Origin of the sequence: Protaetiibacter larvae (genome assembly GCF_008365275.1) — a bacterium.
In the GTDB taxonomy this organism is placed as follows: domain Bacteria; phylum Actinomycetota; class Actinomycetes; order Actinomycetales; family Microbacteriaceae; genus Homoserinibacter; species Homoserinibacter larvae.
Genome location: NZ_CP043504.1, coordinates 770,986 through 795,993, shown reverse-complemented (window position 1 = coordinate 795,993; position 25,008 = coordinate 770,986). Strand labels below are relative to the sequence as shown.

The 25,008-nt window shown below is 71.8% G+C and carries 27 protein-coding genes and 2 tRNA genes; 8 read left to right on the top strand and 21 right to left on the bottom strand.

Annotation, left to right across the window (positions count from 1 at the left end; translation table 11 throughout):
- Positions 1-4: 4 nt before the first annotated feature.
- Positions 5-823, bottom strand: coding sequence for an LLM class flavin-dependent oxidoreductase (locus FLP23_RS03685; RefSeq protein WP_246140052.1), 819 nt, complete (start codon positions 821-823; stop codon positions 5-7).
- A gap of 25 nt (positions 824-848) precedes the next feature.
- Here FLP23_RS03685 and FLP23_RS03680 point away from each other — a divergent pair, with 25 nt between their 5' ends.
- Positions 849-1,733, top strand: a complete 885-nt coding sequence (locus FLP23_RS03680; RefSeq protein ID WP_149324621.1) for an aminoglycoside phosphotransferase family protein — start codon at positions 849-851, stop codon at positions 1,731-1,733.
- Between the two features lie 9 nt (positions 1,734-1,742).
- Here FLP23_RS03680 and FLP23_RS03675 read toward each other — a convergent pair whose 3' ends face one another.
- Positions 1,743-4,229 carry an ATP-dependent Clp protease ATP-binding subunit gene (locus FLP23_RS03675; RefSeq protein ID WP_149324620.1) on the bottom strand — a complete coding sequence of 829 codons (2,487 nt, stop codon included), beginning with the start codon at positions 4,227-4,229 and terminating at the stop codon, positions 1,743-1,745.
- Positions 4,230-4,409: 180 nt separating this feature from the next.
- Positions 4,410-5,369: an LPXTG cell wall anchor domain-containing protein gene (locus FLP23_RS03670; RefSeq protein ID WP_168200367.1), complete on the bottom strand. Its 960-nt coding sequence runs from the start codon at positions 5,367-5,369 to the stop codon at positions 4,410-4,412.
- A gap of 259 nt (positions 5,370-5,628) precedes the next feature.
- Here FLP23_RS03670 and FLP23_RS12185 point away from each other — a divergent pair, with 259 nt between their 5' ends.
- Genes FLP23_RS12185 through FLP23_RS03660 form a run of 3 tightly spaced genes read left to right on the top strand, consistent with a single transcriptional unit; the run spans position 5,629 to position 6,793 of the window.
- Complete coding sequence (locus tag FLP23_RS12185) at positions 5,629-5,787, top strand: hypothetical protein (RefSeq protein WP_168200366.1); 159 nt, start codon at positions 5,629-5,631, stop codon at positions 5,785-5,787.
- The gene (locus tag FLP23_RS03665) at positions 5,784-6,566 is read left to right on the top strand and encodes a hypothetical protein (RefSeq protein WP_149324618.1); all 783 of its coding nucleotides are present in this window, start codon (positions 5,784-5,786) and stop codon (positions 6,564-6,566) included. Before FLP23_RS12185 ends, FLP23_RS03665 begins: the two co-directional genes overlap by 4 nt.
- Positions 6,566-6,793 (top strand): helix-turn-helix domain-containing protein, encoded by a 228-nt coding sequence (locus tag FLP23_RS03660; protein WP_149324617.1) that lies wholly within the window; start codon positions 6,566-6,568, stop codon positions 6,791-6,793. The genes FLP23_RS03665 and FLP23_RS03660 overlap by 1 nt, the downstream gene beginning before the upstream one ends.
- A 67-nt stretch (positions 6,794-6,860) precedes the next feature.
- Here the strand turns inward: FLP23_RS03660 and FLP23_RS03655 are convergent, their stop codons facing one another.
- The gene (locus tag FLP23_RS03655; protein ID WP_149324616.1) at positions 6,861-7,931 is read right to left on the bottom strand and encodes a hypothetical protein; all 1,071 of its coding nucleotides are present in this window, start codon (positions 7,929-7,931) and stop codon (positions 6,861-6,863) included.
- Between the two features lie 130 nt (positions 7,932-8,061).
- Between FLP23_RS03655 and FLP23_RS03650 the strand changes: the two genes are divergently transcribed.
- Positions 8,062-9,036, top strand: a complete 975-nt coding sequence (locus FLP23_RS03650; RefSeq protein WP_149324615.1) for a pirin family protein — start codon at positions 8,062-8,064, stop codon at positions 9,034-9,036.
- 225 nt (positions 9,037-9,261) lie between these two features.
- Here the strand turns inward: FLP23_RS03650 and FLP23_RS03645 are convergent, their stop codons facing one another.
- The 15 genes from FLP23_RS03645 to tilS form a co-directional block, all read right to left on the bottom strand.
- Positions 9,262-9,441, bottom strand: a complete 180-nt coding sequence (locus FLP23_RS03645) for a hypothetical protein (protein ID WP_149324614.1) — start codon at positions 9,439-9,441, stop codon at positions 9,262-9,264.
- Between the two features lie 119 nt (positions 9,442-9,560).
- Positions 9,561-9,713 (bottom strand): hypothetical protein, encoded by a 153-nt coding sequence (locus FLP23_RS12180; RefSeq protein ID WP_168200365.1) that lies wholly within the window; start codon positions 9,711-9,713, stop codon positions 9,561-9,563.
- Between the two features lie 9 nt (positions 9,714-9,722).
- Positions 9,723-11,225 carry a lysine--tRNA ligase gene (gene lysS / locus FLP23_RS03640; protein ID WP_210413941.1) on the bottom strand — a complete coding sequence of 501 codons (1,503 nt, stop codon included), beginning with the start codon at positions 11,223-11,225 and terminating at the stop codon, positions 9,723-9,725.
- A gap of 8 nt (positions 11,226-11,233) precedes the next feature.
- A complete protein-coding gene (gene panC / locus FLP23_RS03635) occupies positions 11,234-12,088 on the bottom strand; it encodes a pantoate--beta-alanine ligase (RefSeq protein ID WP_149324612.1) in 855 nt (284 codons plus the stop codon).
- Between the two features lie 39 nt (positions 12,089-12,127).
- Entirely contained in the window at positions 12,128-12,814 is a 687-nt protein-coding gene (locus tag FLP23_RS12345; protein ID WP_210413939.1) for a DUF2520 domain-containing protein, read from the bottom strand.
- Entirely contained in the window at positions 12,811-14,349 is a 1,539-nt protein-coding gene (locus tag FLP23_RS12340) for a PH domain-containing protein (protein WP_246140051.1), read from the bottom strand. Before FLP23_RS12340 ends, FLP23_RS12345 begins: the two co-directional genes overlap by 4 nt.
- Complete coding sequence (locus tag FLP23_RS03625) at positions 14,346-14,870, bottom strand: PH domain-containing protein (RefSeq protein ID WP_246140050.1); 525 nt, start codon at positions 14,868-14,870, stop codon at positions 14,346-14,348. The genes FLP23_RS12340 and FLP23_RS03625 overlap by 4 nt, the downstream gene beginning before the upstream one ends.
- Positions 14,871-14,886: 16 nt before the next feature.
- On the bottom strand, positions 14,887-15,357 hold the full coding sequence (locus tag FLP23_RS03620; RefSeq protein WP_246140049.1) for a DUF3180 family protein: 471 nt from the start codon (positions 15,355-15,357) through the stop codon (positions 14,887-14,889).
- Positions 15,354-15,842, bottom strand: a complete 489-nt coding sequence (gene folK / locus FLP23_RS03615) for a 2-amino-4-hydroxy-6-hydroxymethyldihydropteridine diphosphokinase (protein WP_149324610.1) — start codon at positions 15,840-15,842, stop codon at positions 15,354-15,356. Before folK ends, FLP23_RS03620 begins: the two co-directional genes overlap by 4 nt.
- Entirely contained in the window at positions 15,839-16,207 is a 369-nt protein-coding gene (gene folB / locus FLP23_RS03610) for a dihydroneopterin aldolase (RefSeq protein ID WP_246140048.1), read from the bottom strand. Before folB ends, folK begins: the two co-directional genes overlap by 4 nt.
- Positions 16,194-16,991, bottom strand: coding sequence for a dihydropteroate synthase (gene folP / locus FLP23_RS03605; RefSeq protein ID WP_149324608.1), 798 nt, complete (start codon positions 16,989-16,991; stop codon positions 16,194-16,196). The genes folB and folP overlap by 14 nt, the downstream gene beginning before the upstream one ends.
- The gene (gene folE, locus FLP23_RS03600) at positions 16,988-17,590 is read right to left on the bottom strand and encodes a GTP cyclohydrolase I FolE (RefSeq protein WP_149324607.1); all 603 of its coding nucleotides are present in this window, start codon (positions 17,588-17,590) and stop codon (positions 16,988-16,990) included. Before folE ends, folP begins: the two co-directional genes overlap by 4 nt.
- Before the next feature lie 6 nt (positions 17,591-17,596).
- Positions 17,597-19,612: an ATP-dependent zinc metalloprotease FtsH gene (ftsH, locus tag FLP23_RS03595; RefSeq protein ID WP_149324606.1), complete on the bottom strand. Its 2,016-nt coding sequence runs from the start codon at positions 19,610-19,612 to the stop codon at positions 17,597-17,599.
- A 182-nt stretch (positions 19,613-19,794) separates the two neighbouring features.
- A complete protein-coding gene (gene hpt, locus FLP23_RS03590; protein WP_149324605.1) occupies positions 19,795-20,346 on the bottom strand; it encodes a hypoxanthine phosphoribosyltransferase in 552 nt (183 codons plus the stop codon).
- A gap of 98 nt (positions 20,347-20,444) precedes the next feature.
- Positions 20,445-21,548, bottom strand: coding sequence for a tRNA lysidine(34) synthetase TilS (gene tilS, locus FLP23_RS03585; RefSeq protein ID WP_246140047.1), 1,104 nt, complete (start codon positions 21,546-21,548; stop codon positions 20,445-20,447).
- Here tilS and ppa point away from each other — a divergent pair.
- Positions 21,429-22,085 (top strand): inorganic diphosphatase, encoded by a 657-nt coding sequence (ppa, locus tag FLP23_RS03580; protein ID WP_281290311.1) that lies wholly within the window; start codon positions 21,429-21,431, stop codon positions 22,083-22,085. The two genes, tilS and ppa, sit on opposite strands and share 120 nt — an antisense overlap.
- Before the next feature lie 19 nt (positions 22,086-22,104).
- Here ppa and FLP23_RS03575 read toward each other — a convergent pair whose 3' ends face one another.
- Both FLP23_RS03575 and FLP23_RS03570 read right to left on the bottom strand, forming a co-directional pair.
- A complete protein-coding gene (locus FLP23_RS03575; protein WP_149324603.1) occupies positions 22,105-23,376 on the bottom strand; it encodes an NlpC/P60 family protein in 1,272 nt (423 codons plus the stop codon).
- Entirely contained in the window at positions 23,369-24,601 is a 1,233-nt protein-coding gene (locus tag FLP23_RS03570) for a peptidoglycan DD-metalloendopeptidase family protein (protein ID WP_210413937.1), read from the bottom strand. The genes FLP23_RS03575 and FLP23_RS03570 overlap by 8 nt, the downstream gene beginning before the upstream one ends.
- 223 nt (positions 24,602-24,824) lie before the next feature.
- Between FLP23_RS03570 and FLP23_RS03565 the strand changes: the two genes are divergently transcribed.
- Positions 24,825-24,900: transfer RNA gene (locus FLP23_RS03565), tRNA-Glu, on the top strand.
- A gap of 21 nt (positions 24,901-24,921) precedes the next feature.
- A tRNA-Asp gene (locus FLP23_RS03560) sits at positions 24,922-24,995 on the top strand.
- Positions 24,996-25,008 lie beyond the last annotated feature (13 nt).

Genomic DNA, 25,008 nt, shown 5'->3' with positions numbered 1-25,008 from the left:
GCGGTCAGAGGTCGACGCCGCCCAGGAACGCGCCGAGCTCCTCGACGGCGTCGACGAAACGGCGGATGGCTGCGGCCGAGTCGTCGCCCGTGATGGCGCGCAGCACGAGCTCGTCGACGGCACCCGCGTAGGCGGTGATGCCGTCGGCGAGCGAACCGGGTTCGGCGCCGATCGTCGCGGCGAGCGCGCCGTGGCCGAGCCGTGCGAAGTTCGCGGCGTAGCTCGGATAGCTCTCGTACCGCGCCGACTCCGTCTCGAGCGCCGGGCGGGCAGCCGGTTCCGTGATCGTGCGCGCGTAGAGCACGACGCGCGGCACCGTGCGCCGGCCCTGCTCGATCGCGGCGGCGGTCGCCTCGGCCCGTGCCACGGCCGCCGTCTCGGGGGTGAGCCAGCTCAGCAGCAGGCCGTGGGCACGCTCGGCGCCCAGCCGCCGCATCCGCGGACCCAGCGCGCCGAGCACCACCCGCACGTTCAGCAGCGCCTCGAGCTCCACGATGCCCGCGGCGACGAGAGGCACGGGATGCCGGGCGGCGCCGGAGCCGACACCCAGCGTGAGCCGCTCCCGCGGCAGGCCGAGCTCGATCACCCGTCCGGCGATCTCGGATGCCGTGAGCCGATCGAGAGGGATCACCCCCGTTGCGAGCTGCAGGCCGGTGGTGACGCCGGCCGCCGCCGCGAGCCCGGCGAGCGAGTCGCCGCCGGGGGTGTCGTTGAGCCAGAGTGCGTGGAGGCCCGCGCTCTCCGCCGCGACGGCGGCCTCGCGGATCGTGTGGAGCGGCAGACTGCCCGGGAGGCCCAGCGACACGGCGAGCGGTGAGGTCACGCCACGAACGCTACTCTGACGCCTGATGTCGCACCCACCCGCGGAGATCTCGCTGACGGCCGAGCAGGTCGATCGGCTGATCGCGGCTCAGCATCCGTCGCGTCGCGGGACGCTCGAGCTCGTGGCGCACGGCTGGGACAACGATCTCTTCCGGCTCGGCGACGAGCTCGCCGTGCGGCTTCCGCGGCGGGCCGCCGCCGCGGAGCTCGTCGAGCACGAGCAGCGCTGGCTGCCCCTGCTCGCGCCCCGGCTGCCCGTTCCGGTGCCGACCCCGGTCGCGGTGGGCGTGCCCGATGGCGACTACCCGTGGGCGTGGTCGATCGTGCCGTGGTTCACCGGGCATCCGGCGATCGCCGACGACCCGGCGGACCGCGACGCCCTGGCCGAGCAGCTCGCCGAGGTGCTCGTCGCCCTCCACGAGCCCGCGCCCGCCGACGCCCCCGCGAACCCGTTCCGGGGCGTGCCGCTCGCCGCCCGCGACGAGGCGATGCGCACCCGACTCGCCCCGCATCCGGTGCTGCTCGCCGCCTGGACGGATGCCCTGGCCGCCCCGCCGTGGGCCGGGCCGCCGCTCTGGCTGCACGGCGACCTGCACCCGGGCAACGTGCTCGTCGACGGCGCGACGGTCACCGCGGTGATCGACTTCGGCGACATCACCGCGGGCGATCCGGCAGCCGACCTGTCGGCCGGGTGGCTGTTCTTCACGGCCGCGGGACGTGAGCGCTTCCGCGCGCAGCTCGGCGCGCGCTACGACGCGGCCAGCTGGCGCCGGGCGCGCGGCTGGGCCGCTGCCTTCGCGGGCGCGGTGGTCGGCATCCCGGAGAGCGGCTTCGCCGGACTCGCCGAGCATGTGCGACGCGAGTTGGCGGCGGACGAAGGGGCGGGGTCCGAAGAACCCCGCCCCTCCTGAAGCGAACAGCTACTCGACGGCGTCGGCGGCGCCCACCTTCTCGGGGAGCGCGCGACCGGCCTGACGACCCGTCTCGAAGGTGAACTCGCCATCCACGAAGTCGACCCGGATGTGGTCGCCCGCGTCGATCTCCGAGTGCAGGATCGACTCGGAGAGCTTGTCCTCGATCTCGTGCTGCACCGCGCGGCGGAGCGGCCTCGCACCCAGGGTGGGCTCCCATCCGATCTCGATCAGACGCGCCTGGGCGGCGTCCGACACCTCGATCGTCATGTCGCGGTCGAGCAGGCGGTCGGAGAGGCGCTTGATGAAGAGCCCCACGATCTGCATGAGCTCCTCGCGGTTGAGCTGCGGGAACACGATCGTCTCGTCGACGCGGTTCAGGAACTCGGGCTTGAAGTGCTTCTTGAGCTCCTCCACCACCTTCGCGCGCATCGCGCGGTAGGACGTCTCCGAGTTGCCCTCGATCGTGAAGCCGACAGGTCCCCCCGTGATGTCCTTCGTGCCGAGGTTGGTCGTCATGATGATCACGGTGTTCTTGAAGTCGACCACGCGGCCCTGACCATCCGTCAGACGTCCCTCCTCCAGGATCTGGAGCAGCGAGTTGAAGATGTCGGGGTGCGCCTTCTCGATCTCGTCGAAGAGCACGACGCTGAACGGCTTGCGGCGCACCTTCTCGGTGAGCTGGCCGCCCTCCTCGAAGCCGACGAAGCCGGGAGGGGCGCCGAACAGCCGCGAGACGGTGTGCTTCTCGCCGTACTCGCTCATGTCGAGCGAGATGAGCGCGTTCTCATCGTCGAAGAGGAACTCCGCGAGCGCCTTGGCCAGCTCGGTCTTGCCGACACCGGTGGGGCCGGCGAAGATGAACGACCCGGACGGACGCTTCGGGTCCTTGAGGCCGGCACGCGTGCGGCGGATGGTCTTGGCGAGCACCGAGATGGCCTCCTCCTGACCGATCACCCGCTGGTGCAGCGCCTTCTCCATGAAGATCAGGCGAGCCGACTCCTCCTCGGTGAGCTTGAACACCGGGATGCCGGTGGCGTTCGCGAGCACCTCGGCGATGACACCCTCGTCGACGGTGCCGGATGCGGCCACGTCGCCCGAGCGCCACTGCTTCTCGAGGCGCAGCCGCTCGCCGAGCAGCTTCTTCTCCTCGTCGCGCTTGAGGGCGGCGACCTCGAAGTCCTGGTCCTCGATGGCGCCCTCCTTCTCGGCGCGCACCGCGGCGATCTTGTCGTCGAACTCGCGCAGCTCCGGCGGGGCCGACAGGATCGACAGCCGCAGGCGGGCGCCGGCCTCGTCGATCAGGTCGATGGCCTTGTCGGGCAGGAAGCGGTCCTGCACGTAGCGGTCGGCGAGGTTCGCGGCGGCGACGATCGCGCCATCCGTGATCGACACCTTGTGGAAGGCCTCGTACTTGTCGCGCAGCCCCTTGAGGATGTTGATCGTCATGGGCAGGCTCGGCTCGGCCACCTGCACGGGCTGGAAGCGGCGCTCGAGCGCGGCATCCTTCTCGAAGTGCTTGCGGTACTCGTCGAGGGTGGTCGCGCCGATGGTCTGCAGCTCACCGCGGGCGAGCAGCGGCTTCAGGATGTTGGCCGCGTCGATCGCACCCTCGGCCGCGCCCGCGCCGACGAGGGTGTGGATCTCGTCGATGAAGGTGATGATGTCGCCGCGGGTGCGGATCTCCTTGGTGACCTTCTTGAGGCGCTCCTCGAAGTCGCCGCGGTAGCGGGACCCGGCGATGAGGCTGCCGAGGTCGAGCGTGTAGAGCTGCTTGTCCTTGAGGGTCTCGGGCACATCTCCCCGCACGATCGCCTGGGCGAGGCCCTCGACGACGGCGGTCTTGCCGACGCCGGGCTCGCCGATCAGCACGGGGTTGTTCTTGGAGCGGCGGGAGAGGATCTGCATGACCCGCTCCATCTCCTTCTCGCGCCCGATCACCGGGTCGAGCTTGCCCTCGCGGGCGGCCTGGGTGAGGTTGCGGCCGAACTGGTCGAGGATCTGGCTGCCCTTGTCGGGGCTCGCCTCCTGGGCGCCGGTGGCGACCTGCTCCTTGCCCTGGTATCCGGACAGCAGCTGGATGACCTGCTGACGCACGCGGTTGAGGTCGGCGCCGAGCTTGACGAGCACCTGCGCGGCGACGCCTTCGCCCTCGCGGATGAGGCCGAGCAGGATGTGCTCGGTGCCGATGTAGCTGTGACCCAGCTGCAGCGCCTCGCGCAGGCTCAGCTCGAGCACCTTCTTGGCGCGCGGGGTGAAGGGGATGTGGCCGGTCGGCTGCTGCTGACCCTGGCCGATGATGTCCTGCACCTGCTCGCGCACGGCGTCCAGCGAGATGCCCAACGACTCGAGCGCCTTGGCGGCGACGCCTTCACCCTCGTGGATGAGGCCCAGCAGGATGTGCTCGGTGCCGATGTAGTTGTGGTTGAGCATCTTGGCCTCTTCTTGGGCCAGCACAACCACCCGACGGGCTCGGTCGGTGAATCTCTCGAACATGTCAACTCCTCGCAGCAACGGGGTCGAGACCGTGCCGGTACATCGAGAGTAACGACGCGACCCCGTGCGGGATGCCGCTGTTCGCCGTGGGCGCAGTCGCGTCGCGCACCGTGGCGCCCGAACGCGCGAGGGCGGCCGCGCGATGACTCGCACGGCCGCCCTCGGCGTCGGGTTGGGGGATCAGGCGGGGGTGACGACCCCGCGCCGCCGGGCGGTCACGACGAGCGCGAGGCCACCCAGTCCGAGCACGCCCGCCACCAGCAGCAGCGGCGTGACGTCGACGCCCGTGTTCGGCAGCTGCAGTCGGATCGCGATGCTGACCGAGGCGCCGGAGGTCAGCCCGGTCGCGACGACCGTGTGGTTGCCCACGGGCACCGAACCGGGGATCGTGAAGCTGCCGCTGATGCGTCCGGTTCCCCCGGCGACGAGGGTGCCGAGCTTCACCGGGTCGGAGTGCAGCCACACCTCGACCGACTCGCCGGGGGTGAATCCGCCCGCGTCGACGACGAGCGATCCGCCGGGCGAGAGGGTGCTGCCGGGAGCCGCACCCACCGAGGGGGCGCTCGTGTCCGGGGTGGTCGACTCGTCGTCGCCGGTGGATGCGCCGGCGCCGGACCAGGTGAGGGGTGCGCCGAGGCTGATGCCGGAGCTCGAGTCCGCACCCTTGGCCGAGAGGGTCAGCTGCGCGATGGGCGCATCCGACGGCTGGGCGGCGTCGGCCGGCAGGGTGACGAGGATGGTCGAGGCGTCGTCGCCCTCGGTGACGGTCGCCGTGAAGCGGGCGAAGCCGGTGGTCGGGCCGAGGAAGAGCAGGTAGGCGCCCCATTCGCGATCCGCGAAGGTGCCACCCCACTCGGCGGCCGCAGGGCCCTCGGCGAAGAAGTTCGCGTCCTCCGCCTGGATCTCGATGACGTCGCCCTCGGCGACGCTGAACTCGCTGCTCGGCGTCAGCGTCGCCGACCAGTAGCCGGGCTCGTCGTCCTCCACGACGGCCGCGTTCGGAACGGTGAACGTGCCGGCCGGCGCATCCGCGGCCCACGCCGGTGCGCCGGCGAGCAGCGCCCCCGACAGTCCGAGGGCGACCGCCCCGATTCCCGCCGCGGCGCGACGGGCGCGCGCGTGTACTCCTGAAGTCGTCATGGCGACCCTCCCCTTCGTCGGTCGCCTCGGGTGGCGACTCTCATGGCGGATCGACGCTATCGACGCGGTGCGCTCCGGAGCGACGCGAACGACCCCAGTTTCCGTTCCTGGGGTACGCGGGAGGGCGAGTGGGACGCGGTCGGCGACCCTGACGCGTGAGCTGGTCACCCGGATCGAGGTTCGCGGGGGATCCACGCGCTTGCGCGCCTTATCGATCATCGTTACATTAACGACATTCGATAAGGAAGGCAGCCCTCGAATGGTCACCACCGCACCCCCCGACATCAGCCGAGCCGGCCGCATCGCGGTCCTCGTCATCCTCCTCGGCGAACTCGTGGTCGGCGTCGGCAACCTCGCCCTCGCCTGCGTGTTCCGCGCAGGCACCCGCCTGCAGCGCGCGACGGAGGGCCTGGCATGAGCGCCATCGGCTCCTCCGCCCTCATCGTCCTCGTGGCGGTCGTGCTGGCCGCCGTCCTGCTGGTCGTGATCGCGCTCGGTCGTGCGCTCGCGGCGAACCAGGCGAGTCGCGTGCTCCCGATCATCTTGTTCGGGGCGATCGCGGTGGCCGTCATCGCCGGCAGCTACGCCGTGTTCACGGCCGCGATCACCCTGTTCTCGGATGCCGTCACGGTCACCTTCCCCGTCTCCCCGTTCCCGGTCGAGGTGCCCCGCGGTGTGACGCTCGACGACACCCCCGTCGCCACCCTGGTCTCCGGCAGCATGGATGCGATGACCGCCCAGGTCAGGGGACTCGGCGCGCTCGCCCGCATCCTGCTGGCATCCGGCACCCTGCTCTACGGAGCGATGACGGTCGTGATCGCGCTGTCGGTGTCGCGGCTGGCCGCATCGCTGCGCCGCCGTGCCGCGTTCCGGCCGGGCGCGGGCCGCGCCTTCGTGGCGAGCGCGCTCGCGGTGTTCGTGGGCGGCGGCGCCGGTTCGATCACGACGCAGCTCGGCGAGCTGCAGGCGAGCAGCGACGTGCTGCAGGTGTGGAGCTGGTCGTACACCGGCCCCGAGGCGCCCGACTCGCTCGTCGACCTCGGCTGGCCGGATCCGGCCGAGTTCCTGCTCACGGTCGAGTGGTGGCCGCTGCTCATCGCCTTCGCGCTTGCGGCGGTCGGCATCGCCTTCCGGGCGGGTGAGCAGCTGCGCACCCGGGCCGAGGCGGCCGAGCGCGACACCGAGGGGCTCGTCTGATGGCGCCCGCCGAACCCGACGACTCCGGCCGCATCCACTGCCGCCTCGACGAACTGCTCGAGGCACGCGGGATGACGCTCACCCGCCTCTCGGAGCTCGTCGGGGTGAGCCTCGTGAACCTCTCCGTGCTCAAGAACGACCGCGCCCGCGCCATCCGCTTCTCCACCCTCACCGCCATCTGCGACGCCCTCGACTGCCAGCCCGGCGACCTCCTCACCCTCCGCTGAATCCCGCGAGATGTCAGCTGTTGCGGTTTCCCGGCCCGAATCGTGCAACTTCTGACATCTCGCGGGTTCAGGAGAGGCGGAAGCCGAGGGCGGCGAGGTCGATGCCGGATGCCGCGAGGGCGTCGCGCAGGGGAGCGAGCGTCGGACGGTCGACCGCGTTCGCGTCGGCCCACTCGACGCAGTCGTTCACGAAGGACGGCCAGTTCCCCTGAACGCCCGGCCACGGGTAGAACACCTGCAGCGGAGCGCAGGAATCGTCCGCCCCCGGCGCCCCGACCCGCAGCACCTCGAGGAGGGCGTCCCACGCGGGGCCCGTCGCAACCCCATCGTCGCCCACGAGCTGGATCGTGAACATGCGGTCGGCGGCGGACACCCCCGCGGAGACCTGCACCCACTCCGTCGGATACGCAACCGCGGCATCCGCACCGACGGCCACCGGATACCGGGGCAGCTCGACGGCGAGGCGATCGAGAATCCACTGCGCCTCGGCGGCGCTCGGGATGCCGCCCAACTCCAGCCCCGCGGCGCGGAACGCGACCCACACCCGCTCCGGGTCGAGCGGCGCGAGGAACGCCCGCACGCCGGGGTCGCCCGTGACGCGTGCGAGCAGCTCCTCCGCCGTGCCCGGAGTGCTCACCGTCACCGCGGCCGCGACGTCGGACCACGGCGCCAGCTCGATCCGGGCGTCCGGGAAGAGCCCGCCCGCCTCCCGTGCCGCGGCCAAGGCGTCCGCACCGAGCAGCAGGTGGGAGCCCGTGTCGATGGTCGCGGAGACCATGCCCGAGGTCAGCGTGGCCGTGATCGGGCGCTCCTCGAACGCGTCGAGCTCCCCGGTCTCCTCGATCAGCGACTGCACCTCGCGCCAGTCCCCCGGATCGGTCGAGACGAGCGCGACCTGCAGGCCCGGCCGGGAATCGACATCGGCCGCGTCGAAGGCGTACTCCGCCGACTCCACCGAGACGAGCGCCTCCAACTCGGCGACGAGCTCACGGAGAGCCGCATCGGCGTTCAGCCCGGCGGTGAGCAGCCGCTGCCCGGCCACGACATCCTCGACGAACTGGCACCCCGACAAGGCGGATGCCGCCACCACGGCCGCGAGCGCCGCCGCAGCTGCCCGCACCCCTGCGCGTCTCGCCATGCGGTCGACGCTAGCGAGCGCCGCTCAGCTCCCACGATCCCCCGTTCGGGTCGTCGAGCGGTCGAAGAGGGGAGCGCATCCCCCGGAATGAGCCCCCGTGCGGCACCGGTCGCGGGACTAGGGTCGGGGCGTGAGCAACCTCGAGCGGGACCCGCAGGAGCTCGTCTGCGTCGTGGATGCGAGCACGAGCGGGGTGGAGGTGCTCGAACCGCGCGAGGTGCCGCTCGGCGGGCCGCGCGCGCTGCTCGTGCGGCGCACCCTCCCGCAGCGCAAACGCTCGCTCATCGGCGCGTGGTGCTTCGTCGACTCCTACGGCCCGACCCCCACCCCGCGCGCCGGCGCGATGGACACTCCCCCGCATCCGCACACCGGCTTGCAGACCGTCAGCTGGCTGTACGCGGGCGAGATCGAGCACCGCGACTCGACAGGCGCCCACGCGTTCGTCGCCCCCGGCCAGGTGAACCTCATGACGGCCGGGCGCGGCATCCAGCACTCCGAGGTATCGACGACGGCCGCGACCGAGCTGCACGGGGTGCAGTTGTGGACCGCCCTGCCGGAGGCGGATCGCGGTGTCGCGCCGTTCTTCGAGAGCCATGTCGCCGAGGTGGCCCGAGTGGGCGAGGCGACGCTGCGGGTGTTCGTGGGGTCGTGGCTCGGCATCACCTCGCCCGTCACCGCGTACACACCGCTCGTCGCGGCGGAGCTCGCCCTGCCGGCGGGCGCGAGCGTCGAGCTGCCCGCCGATCCGGGGTTCGAGTACGGCCTCGTCGTCGACCACGAGCCCGCGCGCCTGCAGGGGGTCGAGGTGCCGCCGCACCACCTGGGCGTCGTGCCGGTGGGGGCGGATGCGCTGCGCATCGAGGCGCCGAGCGCCGCGCTGCGGGTTCTCGTGATCGGCGGCGCGCCGCTGCGCGAACCGATCGTCATGTGGTGGAACTTCGTGGGACGCAGCCACGACGAGATCGTGGCTCTCCGCGAGCAGTGGCAGCGCGAGGTGATCGCGGATGCCGAGCGCGGCGGGCGCTTCGGGCACGTCGACGGGTACGACGGGTCGCCGCTGCCGGCGCCGGAGCTGCCGAACGTGCGGTTGCGGCCGCGCGAGTAGCGCATCCGTCCCGGCCCGCTGCCGCGGCCATCCCGAATCAAGGAGTCGCGGAACCCAACTCAAGGAGTCGACGGGCGAATCCGGCCCCATCTGCCCCACGCGCATCACGAGCCACACGCACTCCTTGAGTTGGGAGGCTGGGCTCCTTGATTCGGGATGCGGGATCGCGCGGTGCGGGCAGGGGAGCTCGCGACCGGTCAGCGGCGCGGGCGCTCCTCGATCACCTCAGCTGTCGCGCCGGGCCGCGGCGCGACGCGCGCGCTCCTCGGCCTCCATCTCGGCGTAGACCTTGCGCTCGGTGCGGTCCGCGCGGATGATCGCGCGCAGCACGAACCAGAAGACCAGCCCGAGCGCGATCGTCGGGATCACGGAGAAGATCGCGTTTCCCCAGAAGTCGGTGGGCATGCCGCCAGCCTACGACGCCCGGCTCAGCGCGGGCTGAGCACGACGACGAGGACGACCACCACGAGGATCAGCACGAGCCCGCCGTACATCACCAGCCGCGAGGTGCGTCGATCCACCGCTCAGCCCTTCGTGGTGAGGATGCCGACGATGCCGGTTCCGATGAGCCACAGCCCGATGGCCGCCATCGCGATCCACACGGCGATGCGGCCGCGCGAGATCTTCGGCCGCTCGCCCGCGGGCTTCGGCTCCTTCTCCGGGGTCGGCTCGGTCATGCTGCGAACCTACTTCACCAGCGGGAACAGGATCGTCTCGCGGATGCCGAGGCCGGTGATCGCCATGAGCAGGCGGTCGATGCCCATGCCCATGCCGCCCATCGGGGGCATGCCGTGCTCCATCGCCCGCAGGAAGTCCTCGTCGAGCCGCATCGCCTCGTCGTCGCCGCGGTCGGCGAGCTTCGCCTGCTCGATGAAGCGCTCCCGCTGGATGACGGGGTCGACGAGCTCCGAGTAGCCGGTGGCGAGCTCGAAGCCGCGCACGTAGAGGTCCCACTTCTCCACGACGCCCGGGATCTCGCGGTGGTCGCGCACGAGCGGCGAGGTGTCGACGGGGAAGTCCATCACGAAGGTGGGCCGCTCGAGCCCGCCCTTCACGAAGTGCTCCCACAGCTCCTCCACGTACTTGCCGTGGGTGGGCAGCTTCACCTCGACGCCCTCGCGTTCGGCGAGCGCGGCGAGCGCGGCGAGCGGCGTCTGCGGCGTGATCGCGACGCCCGCCGCATCCGACAGCGAGCCGTACATCGAGATGCGGTCCCACTGGCCGCCGAGGTCGAACGCGGTGCCGTCCGCCCAGGTGACCACATGCGATCCGGACACCGCGACGGCGGCGTTCTGGATGAGCTCCTGGGTGAGGTCGGCGATCGTGCCGTAGTCGCCGTACGCCTGGTAGGCCTCGAGCATCGCGAACTCGGGGCTGTGGGTGGAGTCGGCACCCTCGTTGCGGAAGTTGCGGTTGATCTCGAACACCCGGTCGATGCCGCCGACGGCGGCGCGCTTGAGGAACAGCTCCGGCGCGATCCGCAGGAACAGCTCGGTGTCGAAGGCGTTCGAGTGGGTGACGAAGGGACGTGCCGCCGCTCCGCCGTGCTGGGTCTGCAGCATGGGGGTCTCGACCTCGAGGAAGCCGTGCGAGGCGAAGGTGGCCCGCAGCGAGGCGACCGCCTTCGCGCGGGCGACGACCGTGTGGCGGGCCTGCTCGCGCACGATGAGGTCGAGGTAGCGCTGGCGCACCCGGGTCTCCTCGGAGAGCTCGGAGTGCAGGTTCGGCAGCGGCAGGATCGCCTTCGCCGCGATCCGCCACTCGTCGGCGAGGATCGACAGCTCGCCGCGACGCGACGAGATCACCTCGCCCGCGACGAACAGGTGGTCGCCCAGGTCGACGAGCTCCTTCCAGCGCTGCAGCGATTCCTCGCCCACCTCGGCGAGCGACACCATCGCCTGGATGCGCGATCCGTCGCCCGACTGCAGGGCCGCGAAGCACAGCTTGCCGGTGTTGCGCAGGTGTACGACGCGCCCGGCGACACCCACCCGGACGCCGGTGGTGGCGTCCGCCTCGAGCGCGCCGAATCGCTCGCGCAGGGCCGGGATGGTGTCGGTGATCGGCAGGGTCACCGGGTAGGCCTCGTCGCCCTCGGCGATGAGGCGCTCGCGCTTGGCGAGCCGCACGGCCTTCTGCTCGGCGATCTCCTCGAGGGTGGGCTCGGCGGGGATCTCGGTGGGCTCGGTCACGGGGGTGCTCAGTTCAGGTAGATGTCGTCGTTGTCGATGAGACGGGTCGTCCCGAGGTGCGCGGCGATGAGCACGCGCGCGGGCCCGCGGAAGTCGTCGGACACCGGCTGGAAGGTGCGCGGGTCGACGACCCTCAGGTAGTCGAGCTTAACGAGTTCCTCATCCATGAGCACCGACTGGGCGGCCGCGATCACCGCGTCGATGCCGCGATCGCCCGCCGAGGACGCCGCCTCGAGCGCCCGGTGCAGGGTGGGGGCGGCCTTGCGCTCCTCGGCGGTGAGGAAGCGGTTGCGACTCGAGAGCGCGAGCCCGTCGGCTTCGCGCACCGTCTCGACGCCCTCGATGCGGATGGCGAGGTCGAGGTCCTTCACCATCCGCTGCACGAGGAACAGCTGCTGCGCGTCCTTGCGTCCGAAGAGCGCCACGGCGGGCCGCACGATGCCGAGCAGCTTCGCCACCACGGTGAGCATGCCGTCGAAGTGCCCGGGGCGCGAGCGGCCCTCGTACAGCTCGGAGACGGCGCCGCCGCGCAGCGTCACCTGCGGCTTGCCGTCGGGGTACATCTCGGCGACGCTCGGCGCGAACACGATCCCGACCCCGCGGTCCGCGAGCGCGGCCAGGTCGGCGTCGAGGTCGCGCGGATACCGGTCGAGGTCTTCCGCAGGCCCGAACTGCAGGGGGTTCACGAAGATCGACACGACCACGAGACCGTCCGCGGATGCGGTCGCCAGGTCGACCGCGCGGTCCACGAGGGCGAGGTGCCCGGCGTGCAGCGCGCCCATCGTCGGCACGAGCGCCACCCGCTGCCCGGCGAGGCGCGTGCGCAGCTCGGCGATCGTGGTCACGACATCGGGCAGGGTCACGAGTGTCAAGGCTAGCCCGGTCTCGGCCCCGCTCGGACCTCAGTCGCCGGCGGCCGCGAGGGCGTTCTCGATCGCCGAACGCAGCAGCGGGGCGATCACCCGGCCCGGGCTCGGCACCCCCGCCGCGCGCAGCGCGTCGACCGCCTCGGCCACCACCTCGGCCGAGAGTCCGCGCAGTGCCGCGAGCGCCGCCGCATAGCCTGGGCGGTCGGCCTCCGCCACCACGACCGGCTCGGCGCCGAGCTCCACCACGAGTGCCTGGGCGATCGGCAGCACGGGCGTCGGGGCGGTGACGGCGCACCAGGCGTCGTGCAGGCGGGCGAGGTCGATGCTCGTGCCCGTGAAGGCCATCGCCGGATGGATGGCGAGCGGGATCGCGCCGGCCGCGAAGGCGGGCTGCAGCACCCCGACCCCGTATCCGGGCGCCGTATGCGCCACGAGCTGCCCCGGCTGCCAGGCGCCGACGGCGGCGAGCCCCGCCACGAGCTCCGGGAGCTCCTCGTCGGGCACCGCGATGAGCACCAGTTCGCTGCGCTCGACGAGCTCCGGCACCGCCAGCACCGGCACGCCCGGCAGCAGCGCCTCCACCCGGTCGCGCCCCTCATCCGACACCGTGGCGACCCCGACGACCGCGTGCCCGGCGCCGCCGAGGGCCGCCCCCAGCACGGGACCCACGTGGCCGCCGCCGATCACCCCCACGCCGAGCCGCCCGTCCCGGGCGTTCACGCGGCGCCCCAGCGGTGCGAGCGATCCGCCTCGATCGCCGCGACCCCCGCCGCGGCGACGCCGCGGAACAGGCGGGAGGCGTCCCGCACGTCGAGGGCGCCGATGCGTGCGCTCACCGGACCCGACACGGTGTGCACCTGCACGGCCGAGAGCCCGAGCGCCCGCTCGAGCGGCCCCTGCCGGACGTCGACGCTCTGCGTGCGGGCCGTCGGCACCACGATGAGCGAACGCCAGATCGCGCCGCGGCGCAGCACCACGGCATCCGGGAACAGCAGGAAGCCGTTGCGCCGCCAGGAGAACCACCGCAGGATCGCGGCCCGGCGCGGGGAGGTGGTGAAGCCGTCGCCGTGGCGTGCGTCGTCGAGGCCGCCCTCGATCTGCCAACGGGTCGCCTCCGTCACGAGCCCGGGAAGCACGAGCTCGAGCACCTTGAGCACCTCGACCCGGGAACCCACCGGGAGGATCGTGGTGCTGCGCTGCCCCGCCGCCCCCTTCGCGGAGGAGTGCGAGGCCAGGTTCACCCGGACCGTCCACCAGTCGGCGGGACGCCACAGCAGCTCCTGCGAGATCTCGACGCTGTGGATGCGGCCGGGCGGGATCGTCTCGTTGCTCGTCGACAGCAGCCCGAAGCCCACCCGCACCCCGTCGGGGGTGGCCGCGATCGAGTACCGCAGCGACTTGACGATGCGGTTCGCGAGGAAGGAGCCGAAGCCGAACAGCACGGGGATGGTCGCGAACAGCAGGTACGGCCCGCCGTCGGTGGCGGTCATGACGATCGCCAGCACGACGATCACGAGCACGAAGAAGATCGTCCCGAAGCTCAACGCGGTCGACCCGACGAGACGCCCGGCGTGCATCGTCACGACCGATTGCGGCGGAGCGAGGTTCGGGTCGAGTTCGGGTGCCAGGAACTCGTCGATGCGCTGACGGGCCACCTCGCCGAGTCCCGCGGGCGCGGCGGGCGCATCCCCGTTCGCCTCCGACGCCGACGCGGACGCGGCCTGCGCCCGGATGCCCGACGCGCGGCTGAGGATCTCGGCCCGCAAACCGTCGGCGTTGGCGCTCGTGAGGTAGGCGAGCTGCATGTTCGCGTCGGAGCCGGCCGCGCTGATCTCCAAGCGGGCTGCACCGAAGATGCGCGCGACGAGCGGGCGGCTCACGTTGATGCCCTGCACGCGATCGAGCCGGGCCTTGCGGTGCGAGCGGAACACCACCCCGGAACGCACCTCCACGACCTCCTCGGTGACCCGGAAGGTGTGCATCCGCCAGGAGAGCCAGAACAACGCCACGATGAGCAGCAGCACGACCGCCGCCACGAGCACCGCGAGGAGCAGGTACCGGTCGAGGATGACCGAGATCGGGTCCTCCGAGCACAGCGACTCCGGGCATTCGACGCCGGGGATGAAGAACTCGACGAGCCGTTCGCGGAGGTTCGCGATGACGATCCCGAGCAGCGCGAGGAACGCGATCCCGCCGCGCAGCAGAGGCGTCGCCGGGTGCAGTCGGTGCCAGGAGCCGTCGGCGAGCTGGGTCACAGCCCCGCCCGACGCGTCTCGGCGAGCGCCACGAGGTGGTCGCGCAGCTCCTCCGCCTCGGCGAGCGGCAGGCCCGGGATGACGACGCCGCTCGATGCGGCGGCCGTCACGAGCTTGAGCTCGGCGAGGCCGAGTGCGCGCACGATCGGGCCGCGCGTGATGTCGACGAGCTGCATCCGCCCGAAAGGCACCGCCACGAAACGCTGGAACATGATGCCGCGGCGGAACAGCAGATCGTCGTCCCGCAGCCGGTAGCCGATCGAGCGCACCCGGCGCGGGGTCAGCGCGAGCCCCACGAGCGAGACCAGCGCGACCGCGGCCGGCAGCAGCCACCACCACACGCCCCAGCCGAAGAGCGTCGCGGGCAGGGCGGTCGCCGCGGTCGCGATCGCACCGCCGATGAGGGTGGACACCAGGTCGACCACCAGGTACTTCGGCGACACCCGCCGCCACTCGCCCGGCACGGGATCGAGCCGCTGCCCGGTGGGTGCGGCGGTCACGGGGGCGGCGTCGTCGGTCACGGGTTCACGCTACCGGTCAGGATGCCGCGGTTCCCGGCGGATGCCGCTCGTCGTCGTCCGGCGGCACCGTGCAGAGGCTCTCCGCCACGAGCCCCGCCGCGAGCAGCAGCAGCGCCGCCACCAGCATCGCCACCGCGCTCCACACCGACGACGACGCCGAGACCGGCCGGACGAGCAGCTCCACGAGCACCCCGGCGGCGCCACCCGCGAGGAGCGAGCCGGTGATCGAACTCGCCTTCGCGATGAGCACCACCCGGGTCGCGTAGAACGGGTCCACGCGGCGCTTCACCGTGCTGCGCGTGGCACGCCGGATCGGCACCGCGAGCGCCACCACCACCACGGCGATCACGGCGAGCGTCACCGAGAGCGACAACTGCGGCACGAGCTTCGAGTAGCCGAGCGCGCCCAGGCCCAGCTGCAGCAGGAACGCGGCGACCGCGCCGATCCCCGCCAGCAGCACGAGCGCGCCGGGGCGGGTGCGCGTCACGAGCCCTCCTCCTCGAGCGCGGCCAGCAGCGCGGACACCCGGCCGCGGCCGGGGAGCACGGCATCCGCATCCACCGCGAGCCACGGGCCGAGCACGAAGGCGCGTTCGTGGGCGCGCGGATGCGGCAGCGTCAACTCGGGGTCGTCCTGCTGCAGCTCGCCGTAGACGATGAGATCGAGGTCGAGGGTGCGGTCGCCCCAGCGTTCGGCGCGCACCCGACCGTGGGCGTCCTCCACGCGGCGCAGCACCGCGTGCAGCGCGGCGGGCGACAGGGTCGTGTCGATCAGGGCGACCGTGTTGAGGTAGGCGGGCGCCTCCGGATCGACCCCGTGCGGACGCAGCGCCGGCGTCTCGATCACCGGGGCGACGGCCCGCAGCACCACGCCCTCGGAGTCGGCCAGCTCGCGGGCCGCCGACAGCAGCGTCGCCTCGCGGTCCCCCAGGTTCGCCCCGAAGGCCACGACGGCGCGCGTCGGGGTAGTCACGAGCGGCCCCGGCGGATCGTGACGCTGACATCCGCGAACGGCACCGCGATCGGGGCGCTCGGCTTGTGCACGGTCACCGTCACCGTGTCCACGACCGGGTAGGCGAGTGCCAGGTTCGCCACCCGCTCGGCGACCGTCTCGATCAGATCCACGGGATCCGACTCCACCGCCCGCACCACCTTGTCGGCGAGCTCGCCGTAGTGCACCGTCGCGTTCAGGTCGTCGCCCGAAGCGGCCGCCGCGAGCGAGAGGTGCAAGGTCACGTCCACGATGAACAGCTGGCCCTCGACGCGCTCCTGCTCGTAGACGCCGTGGTAGCCGATGGCCCGCAGGCCCGTCAGCGTGATCTCGTCAGGCGCGGTCACCGTGGCCTCCTTGCCAGTGCTCCCAGACATCCAGTGCCAGTCTCGTCGATGGCACGTCGTGAACGCGAACGCCCCACGCCCCCGCCTGCGCCGCGAGCGCGCTGATCGTCGCCGTCGGGGCGTCGCGCTTGCCGAGCGGCGCGTTGTCGGGCAGCAGCCGCCCGATGAAGCGCTTGCGCGAGGCGCCGACCAGCACGGGCGCGAGCGGGGTGAGCTCGTCGAGTCGACGCAGCAGCTCCCAGTTGTGCTCCGCCGTCTTCGAGAAGCCGAGACCCGGATCCACGATGATGCGATCGGGCCGCACCCCGATCACCACGAGTTCCGCGATCCGCGCCTTGAGCTCCGCGCGCACCTCCGAGACGACGTCGATGTACTGCGGCTCCACATCCGCCCCGCCCCGCCAGTGCATGACCACGAAGCGCACCCCCGTCTCGGCGACCACGACCGGCATGTGCGGGTCGTACAGACCCCCCGAGACGTCGTTCACCACCGAGGCTCCCGCCTCGATCGCAGCGGATGCCGTGGCGGCGTTGCGGGTGTCGATCGACACCGGGATGCCGCGCTCCGCGATCGCCCGGACCACCGGCACGACGCGACGCTGCTCCTCGTCGGGGTCGATCGCGGCCGCGCCGGGCCGGGTCGACTCGCCGCCCACGTCGACCCAGTCGGCGCCCGCCGCGTGCATGCGGGCGGCATGGTCGACGGCGTCGTCGAGGCGCGCCCATCGCCCGCCGTCGCTGAACGAGTCGGGGGTCACGTTGAGGATCCCGAGGATCGCGGTCACGGCGTCCCCGCTGCTCCCGCGCCGATCCCGGAGCCGATGAGAGCCAGCACCCCCGCCTGCGCCGCCGGCTCCGCGAGGGTGCCACGGCTCGCGACGGTGACCGTCGTGGAGTCGACCTGGCGCGTGCCGCGCGCCGAGACGCAGCCGTGGCGGGCATCCAGCACCACGAGCGCCCCGCGGGGGGCGAGACCCTGGTCGAGGGCGTCCGCGATCTGCTCGGTGAGGCGCTCCTGCAGCTGCGGGCGCGAGCTCAGCGTCTCGACCACGCGGGCGAGCTTGCCGAGACCCACGATGCGCTCCCCCGGCACATAGGCCAGGTGGGCGACGCCCACGAAGGGCAGCAGGTGGTGCTCGCAGGTGGAGCGGAACGAGATGTCGCGCACGAGCACCAGATCGCCGAGGCCGTCGGCCTCACCCGTGAACTCCTCCGCGTCGGCGAGGTGCTCGAGCGGATCCTCGTCGAGCCCTGCGAACAGTTCGCCGTACGACGCGGCGATCCGCTCCGGCGTCTGGGCGAGCCCCGGTCGGGCCGGATCCTCGCCGATCGCCCGCAGCAACTCGACGACGGCCGCCTCGATGCGCTTCGAGTCGATCGGCACGGGCGCCTACGCCGTCGCGATGCCGGGCGTCTGCCGCGGACGCGGGGTGCGCTTCGGCTTCGTCGGAGGCACCTCGGTGTCGACCCCGCCGTCCACCGCGCCCGGGTCGACCGGCGCGGTGCCGATCTCGATCGGGGGCACGTCGCTGATCGGACGCGTCTCGCTCGACAGCCACTGCGGACGCTCGGGGAGCTTCCTCACCTCGGCGAAGATCTCGGCGAGCTGGTTGTGGTCGAGCGTCTCCTTCTCGATGAGCTCGCGGGCGAGCGTGTCGAGGATGTCGCGGTTGTCGCTGAGCACCCGGTACGCCTCGTCGTGAGCCTGCTCGATGAGCTGACGCACCTCCACATCCACCTTCTCGGCGACCTCCTCCGAGTAGTCGCGCTGGTGGCCCATGTCGCGCCCGAGGAACACCTCGCCCTGCGACTGGCCGAGCTTCACGGCGCCGATGTTGGCGCTCATGCCGTACTCGGTGACCATCTTGCGGGCCGTCGCGGTGGCCTTCTCGATGTCGTTGCTCGCGCCCGTCGTGGGGTCGTGGAAGACGATCTCCTCGGCCACGCGGCCGCCCATCGCGTAGGTCAGCTGGTCGAGCAGTTCGTTGCGGGTGACCGAGTACTTGTCCTCCAGCGGCAGCACCATCGTGTAGCCGAGGGCACGGCCGCGCGGCAGGATGGTGACCTTCGTCACGGGGTCGGTGTGCCGCATCGCCGCCGCCGCGAGCGCGTGACCGCCCTCGTGGTACGCGGTGATGAGCTTCTCCTTGTCCTTCATCACGCGGGTGCGGCGCTGCGGACCGGCGATCACGCGGTCGACCGCCTCATCCAGGGCACGGTTGTCGATGAGCTGCGCGTTGCTGCGGGCGGTGAGCAGGGCCGCCTCGTTGAGCACGTTCGCGAGGTCGGCGCCCGTGAAGCCGGGGGTCTTCCGCGCGAGGACCGCGAGATCCACGCTCTTCGACATCGGCTTGCCCTTGGCGTGGGTCTCGAGGATCTTCTCGCGGCCCTTCAGGTCGGGCGCGTCGACGCCGATCTGACGGTCGAAACGACCCGGACGCAACAGGGCGGGGTCGAGGATGTCGGGGCGGTTGGTGGCGGCGATGAGGATGACGTTCGTCTTCACATCGAAGCCGTCCATCTCGACGAGCAGCTGGTTGAGGGTCTGCTCGCGCTCGTCGTGGCCGCCGCCGAGACCCGCGCCGCGGTGACGTCCCACGGCGTCGATCTCGTCCACGAAGATGATCGCCGGCGAGTTCTGCTTCGCCTGGTCGAACAGGTCGCGCACGCGGCTCGCGCCGACGCCCACGAACATCTCCACGAAATCCGATCCCGAGATCGAGTAGAAGGGCACGCCCGCCTCGCCGGCGACCGCGCGGGCAAGCAGGGTCTTGCCGGTTCCGGGGGGGCCGTACAGCAGCACGCCCTTCGGGATGCGCGCGCCGACCGCCTGGAACTTGGCCGGGTCCTTCAGGAACTCCTTGATCTCATGGAGCTCCTCGACCGCCTCGTCGGCGCCGGCGACATCGCTGAAGGTGACCTTCGGGCTCTCCTTCGAGACGAGCTTCGCGCGCGACTTGCCGAACTGCATGACGCGGTTGCCGCCGCCCTGCATGCTCGAGAACAGGAACCAGAAGATGAGCCCGATGAGCAGGAACGGGATCAGGATGCCGAGCAGGCTCGTGAACCAGTTGGTCTGCGGCACCTCGTCGTCGAACTTCACGTCGGCGGCGTTGATGGCGTCGACCACCTCGGCGCCACGCGGGGCGACGTAGTAGAACTGGACGGCCTTGCCCTTGTCGACGTCGTCGACGACGTACGCCTTCGTGAGGGTCAGGTCGACGCGCTGCTCGCCGTCGACGATCTTGACCTTCTCGACGGTCGAACCCGACAGCAGCTCGAGGCCCTGCTGGGTGGTGACCTGGCGGAATCCGGATGCGGTGAGCAGGTTGAAGCCCACGATCAGGATGATCGCGCCCAGCACGATGTAGACGAGCGGGCCGCGGAAGATGCGCTTGAAGTCCATGAGAGCGGGCCTGAGCCCGCATCCTTCCTCTGAAACGTGACTGTCAGGCTACCGCCCGGCCGCTTCACGCCACCTGCGTGTTCGCCGGAGGCTAAGTGGGGGTCGTGGCGCGGCTGGAGCCGCGACCTCGTGGCGGGAGGCGTTTCCCCCGCCCCCGTGGCGCGGCTCCAGCCGCGCCACGGTCAGCTGTAGACGTGGGGGGAGAGGATGCCGACGGCACGCAGGTTGCGGTACCGCTCGGCGTAGTCGAGGCCGTAGCCCACGACGAAATGGTTCGGGATCTCGAAGCCCACATACCGCGCATCCACGTCGACCTTCGCCGCCTCGGGCTTGCGCAGCAGTGCGCAGATCTCGACGCTCGCCGCCCCGCGGCTCGACAGGTTCTCGCGCAGCCAGGAGAGCGTGAGACCCGAATCGACGATGTCCTCCACGATGAGCACGTGGCGGTCGGTGAGATCGGTGTCGAGGTCCTTGAGGATGCGCACCACGCCACTCGACTCGGTGCCGGCGCCGTAGGAGCTCACCGCCATCCAGTCGATTTCGACATCGCGGCGCAGCTCCCGGGAGAGGTCGGCCATCACCATGACGGCGCCCTTGAGCACGCCGACGAGCAGCAGCGGGCGCCCCTGGTAGTCGCGTTCGATCTCGCGGCACAGCTCGGCGATCCGCACCTGGATCTCGGCCTCGCTGAGCAGCACCTCCGTCAGGTCACCCTGGATGTCGGCCGGCTCCATGCGCCCAGCCTATTGCGGTGTTTGCGGAGGTCGTGGTGCGGTTTCGGCCAGATGGCGCGGTTGCGTCGGTGCCATCCGGCCGAAACCGCGCCCGACGCCTACTCGACGGCGGCGAACACCAGCAGGCCGGCCTCGCGGCGGGCGGTGAGACCCGGCAGGTGGATAGCGTCCTGGCCGTGCCAATCGGTCACGAGCCGTGCCACCTCGAGGGTCTGCGCTCGGCTGAGGGACACCCCGAACTCGGCGCCCACCACGTAGCGGATGACGCGCTGCCGCAGCGCCGAAGGGTTGGCCGCGAGCGCCGCCACCGACACCGCGATGCCCGCCTCGGCCGGCTCGCAGACGTCCTCGATGAACTCCTCGATCTGCTGCTGGAACGCCTCGCCGTCTTCCCGCGACTGCTCGGCGGTGCGGGCGAGCGCCTCGGCGATCCCCGGGCCGAGCTCGGCTTCGAGCACCGGCAGCACCCGCTCGCGCACCCGCACCCGGGCGTAGGAGGGGTCGAGGTTGTGCGGATCGTCCCAGGGCTCGAGGCCCTGGTCGGCGCAGGCCTGCCGCGTGGCGGCGCGGCGGATGCCGAGCAGCGGCCGCTTCAGCAGCCCCGCATCCGGTGACATGCCCTGCAGGCTGCCGCCGCCGCTGCCGCGGGCGAGCCCCAGCAGCACGGTCTCCGCCTGGTCGTCGAGGGTGTGGGCCAGCAGGAGCGCCGCCGCGTCGAGCTCCGTCGCTGCAGCGGTGAGCGCCGCATAGCGGGCCTCGCGTGCGGCCGCCTCCGGACCGCCCGTCGCACCCACCTGCACGCGGCGCACGAGCACCGGGTCCAGCCCGAGCGCGCGCGCCTGATCCGCCGCCCGCGCGGCGACTGCATCCGACCCCGCCTGCAGCCCGTGGTCGACGATCACCGCACCCGCCCGCAGCCCGGCACGCGGCGCCTCGAACGCGGCCGCCGCGGCGAGCGCGAGCGAGTCCGCGCCCCCCGAGAGCGCCACCAGCACGAGCGGCCCTGCGAGAAATGCAGGAGATCCGCCCCCAGCCGCATCCGCATCCCCGCCGGTACGGGCATCCGCCGCCAGAACTCCTGCATTTCTCGCAGTTGTGGGGGATGCGGCGGCGGGAGCGAGGCCGGCCAGCGACTCGCGCACGGCGCGACGGATGTCGGCCATCGCAGGCGTCAGGCGGGGGCGAGGGGGGTCGGCGACCATGGCCTAAAGTTAGCTGCAACATCGAGCCCCACCCAGGAGAACCCCATGGCCGACTACGCCGCCGTCATCGAGATCCCCAAGGGGAGCCGCAACAAGTACGAGGTCGATCACGAGACCGGGCGCGTCTTCCTCGACCGCGTGCTCTTCACCGGCTTCGTCTACCCGACCGACTACGGCTACTTCGAGAACACCCTCGGCCTCGACGGCGACCCGGTCGACGTGCTCGTCCTGCTCGACTACCCGCTCTTCCCCGGTGTCGGCGTGAAGGTGCGCCCCGTCGGCGTGTTCAACATGACCGACGACGGCGGCTCGGACGCGAAGGTCATCGCGGTGCCCGCGAAGGACCCGCGCTGGGCGCACATCCAGGACGTCGCCGACATCCCGGAGTACACCCGCAAGGAGATCGAGCACTTCTTCGAGCACTACAAGGACCTCGAGCCCGGCAAGTGGGTCAAGACCGAGGGCTGGGGCGACGCCGCCGAGGCCGAGGCCATCATCCAGGCGGGGATCGCGGCGTTCGTGCCGCACGAGCACTGAGCCGCGCGCTCCCCGCGGCTCAGCCGGTCGGGCGGCCCGCGTAGGGCACGAGATCCGCGTTGCGGATGGCCACGATGCGCACCGGCGCGCTCGGGTTCGGCGCCTCGATCATGCGGCCGCCGCCCAGGGCGATCGCCACGTGGTACTTGGTGGATGCGGACGGTGAACCGTCGTCCGCGTAGAACAGCAGGTCTCCGGCCTGAAGCTGCGCGAGCGACACGAGCCTGCCCTGCGCCGCCATGTAGTTGTACTGGCTGGTCGAGCCGTGCGGACCGATGTAGACGCCGACGGATGCGTACGCGGCCTTGGTGAGGCCGGAGCAGTCCCAGACGTCGGGACCCATCCCGCCGAGCACGTAGCGCTCGCCGAGCTGCGCCTCCGCGTACGCGATCGCCCCGGCGACCGCCGAGCCGACCGGCACCGGCGGATCCGGGTTGACGGGCGGAGCCCCTCCGCCGCTCGAGGGCGGGGGAGGCGGCGGGGGCGGCGGCTGGTGCGCGGCAGCCCACTCGACGCCTTCGGCGTACTGCTGCTCGACGGCGGCGGTGGTGCCCTTGAGGGTCGCGAGCTGCGCGTACAGCACCGACTGGTTGGCGCTCGCCTCGGCCGCCTGCGCCTGGACGGCGGCGGCCGCCTGCTCCGCGGCGACCTTCGCGGCGTCCGCGGCGGCGGCCCGTGCGCGGCGCTCGTCCTCGGCCACCTTCGCCTGCTCGGCGAGGGAGCCGGCGGCGCGCTTGTCGAAGACGGCGCGCTCCACGAGGGCTGCGGACGACTCGCTCAACTTCGACATCGCGCCCAGTCGCGCGAGCAGCGCGTCGGCGTCCGACTCGGAGGAGAAGGCGAGCGAGAGGGTGGCGTCGCTGCCGCCGCTGCGCGCGAGACGCGCGACGAGCCGCGCGGCGAGCAGAGCGGATGCGTCCGCGCGATCCTGCGCGTCGGCGAGCTGATCGGCGAGGCGCGCGGTCTTCGCCTCCGCGGCCTCGAGCGCCGTCTGCGCGAGCAGGGCCTCCTCGCCCTTCTGCATGGCGACCTTGCCGAGGTCCGCCGCCTGCTGCTGCAGATCCGCGACGATCTTCTCGATCTTCTCGACCTCGGCCTTCTTGGCGGCCTCGCTCTGCCGGGCGGCCTGCACCTCCTGCCAGCTGGGGAAGTCGGGACGGCGCGCGGCCTCGGCGGGGGCCGCACCTCCTGCCGCCGTCAGGGCGAATGCGGCCGCGATCGCCACGGCGGCGGTCGACGGTCCAGACGTGCCGCGGGCGGATCCCTCGGGTTTCTTCGGTGTCTCAGCCAAGCGTGATCCCCTGGTTGCGCATGAACGGCACCGGATCGGTGAGCTGGCCGTTCACGCGGATGATGAAGTGCAGGTGGCAGCCGGTGGATCCACCGGTCGTGCCGACCCGCGCGATGGGCTGCCCCGGCGCGACCTCCTGGCCGATGCTCACCCCGATGCCTCCCGGCATGATGTGGCCGTAGCCCGACGAGGTGCCGTCGCGGTGGTCGATCTGGATGAAGTTGCCGAGGTCGCCGTTCCATCCGGCGTAGGTGACCACGCCCGCGTGCGCCGCGTAGATCGGGATGCCGCATCCGGGACCGGCGAGGTCGACGCCGGTGTGCAGCTGCCAGCGATGGTAGATGGGGTGGTACCGCTGGCCGAAGTTGCTGGAGATGTAACCTGCGGCCGGGCGGGCCCAGCCGCTCGGGCTCACCTCGCCGCCGGCGCCCGATCCCCACTTCTGCCGGAGGCCTTCGAGGTAGTCGGCCTCGGTCTGCTCGCGCTGGCCGGTGAGGAAGGCGGTGAGCGACGCGGCCTTGGCCTGTGCCGCCTCGAGGTCGGCGAGCCTCTGCGCGGCCGCCTCGGCGGCAGCCTGCGCGACCTTCTGCTTGGCCTCGGCATCCTGCCTCAGCTGCTCGAGCTTGTTCTTCTCCACCTCCTCCTGCGCGGCGAGCGACTTGGCGACGTTCTGCGCCTGCACGGCGTTCGCCCAGAGGGCGTCGCTGCGCTCGGAGACCTTCTGCATCGCGCCGATGCGATACAGGTAGCTGTCGGCACCGCCGGTGTCGCCGAGGAGGTTGACGGTGAGGTCGCCTCCCCCGCCCTGCTTGGCGAGCTTCGAGATGAGTCGGGTGGAGTCGGCCTTCGCCTTGTCGGCGACCGCCTGCGCGGCGGCGCGCTGCTCTTCGACCTTCTGCGCGACGAGCACCTGCTCGTCGTAGGCCTGTTGCGCGGCGTTGAACTCGTTGCCGCGCGCCTCCGCCTCCTTCTGGGTGCTGTCCACCTCGACCTGGGCGGTGGAGATGGCGGCGGTGAGCCGGGCGAGTTCGGCCTTGGCGCTCGCCTCGTCGCGCTTGGCGGCCTGCACATCCGTCCAGCTGGGGAAGTCGGCCGCGTAGGCGGGGGCCGCGCCGAGCGATGCGGTGAGCACGCCTGTGACGACCGCGGCGACTACGGCGATTCCCCGCGCTCCGCGACGCGGATGCCGGAGCGCACGGTTTCCCCGCTCAGGACGGTCGTTCATCAGTTCCCCGTTTCCCATGACGACCCGTGGGTCTTATGTCACATGGACAACACCATTCACACTAACAACACGACTCACGGGGTGACCAGTGAGCCGCGCCGCCTCCAACTCTCAACCCTTAGATGAAGTTGCGGCGGGAGGCGCGCCCCCGCGTCGGCCGATTCGCGTTCTTCGCGCGGGGCACGTATGCTTGACCCTCGGTTGCTGTGCGGTTCACCGATACGGCCCCATCGTTTAGTGGCCTAGGACACCGCCCTTTCACGGCGGCAGCACGGGTTCGAATCCCGTTGGGGTCACCAAACCGAACAACTCCATAGCAAGGCCCTGTAGCGCAGTTGGTTAGCGTGCCGCCCTGTCACGGCGGAGGTCGCGGGTTCAAGTCCCGTCAGGGTCGCGGATGCGAGAGC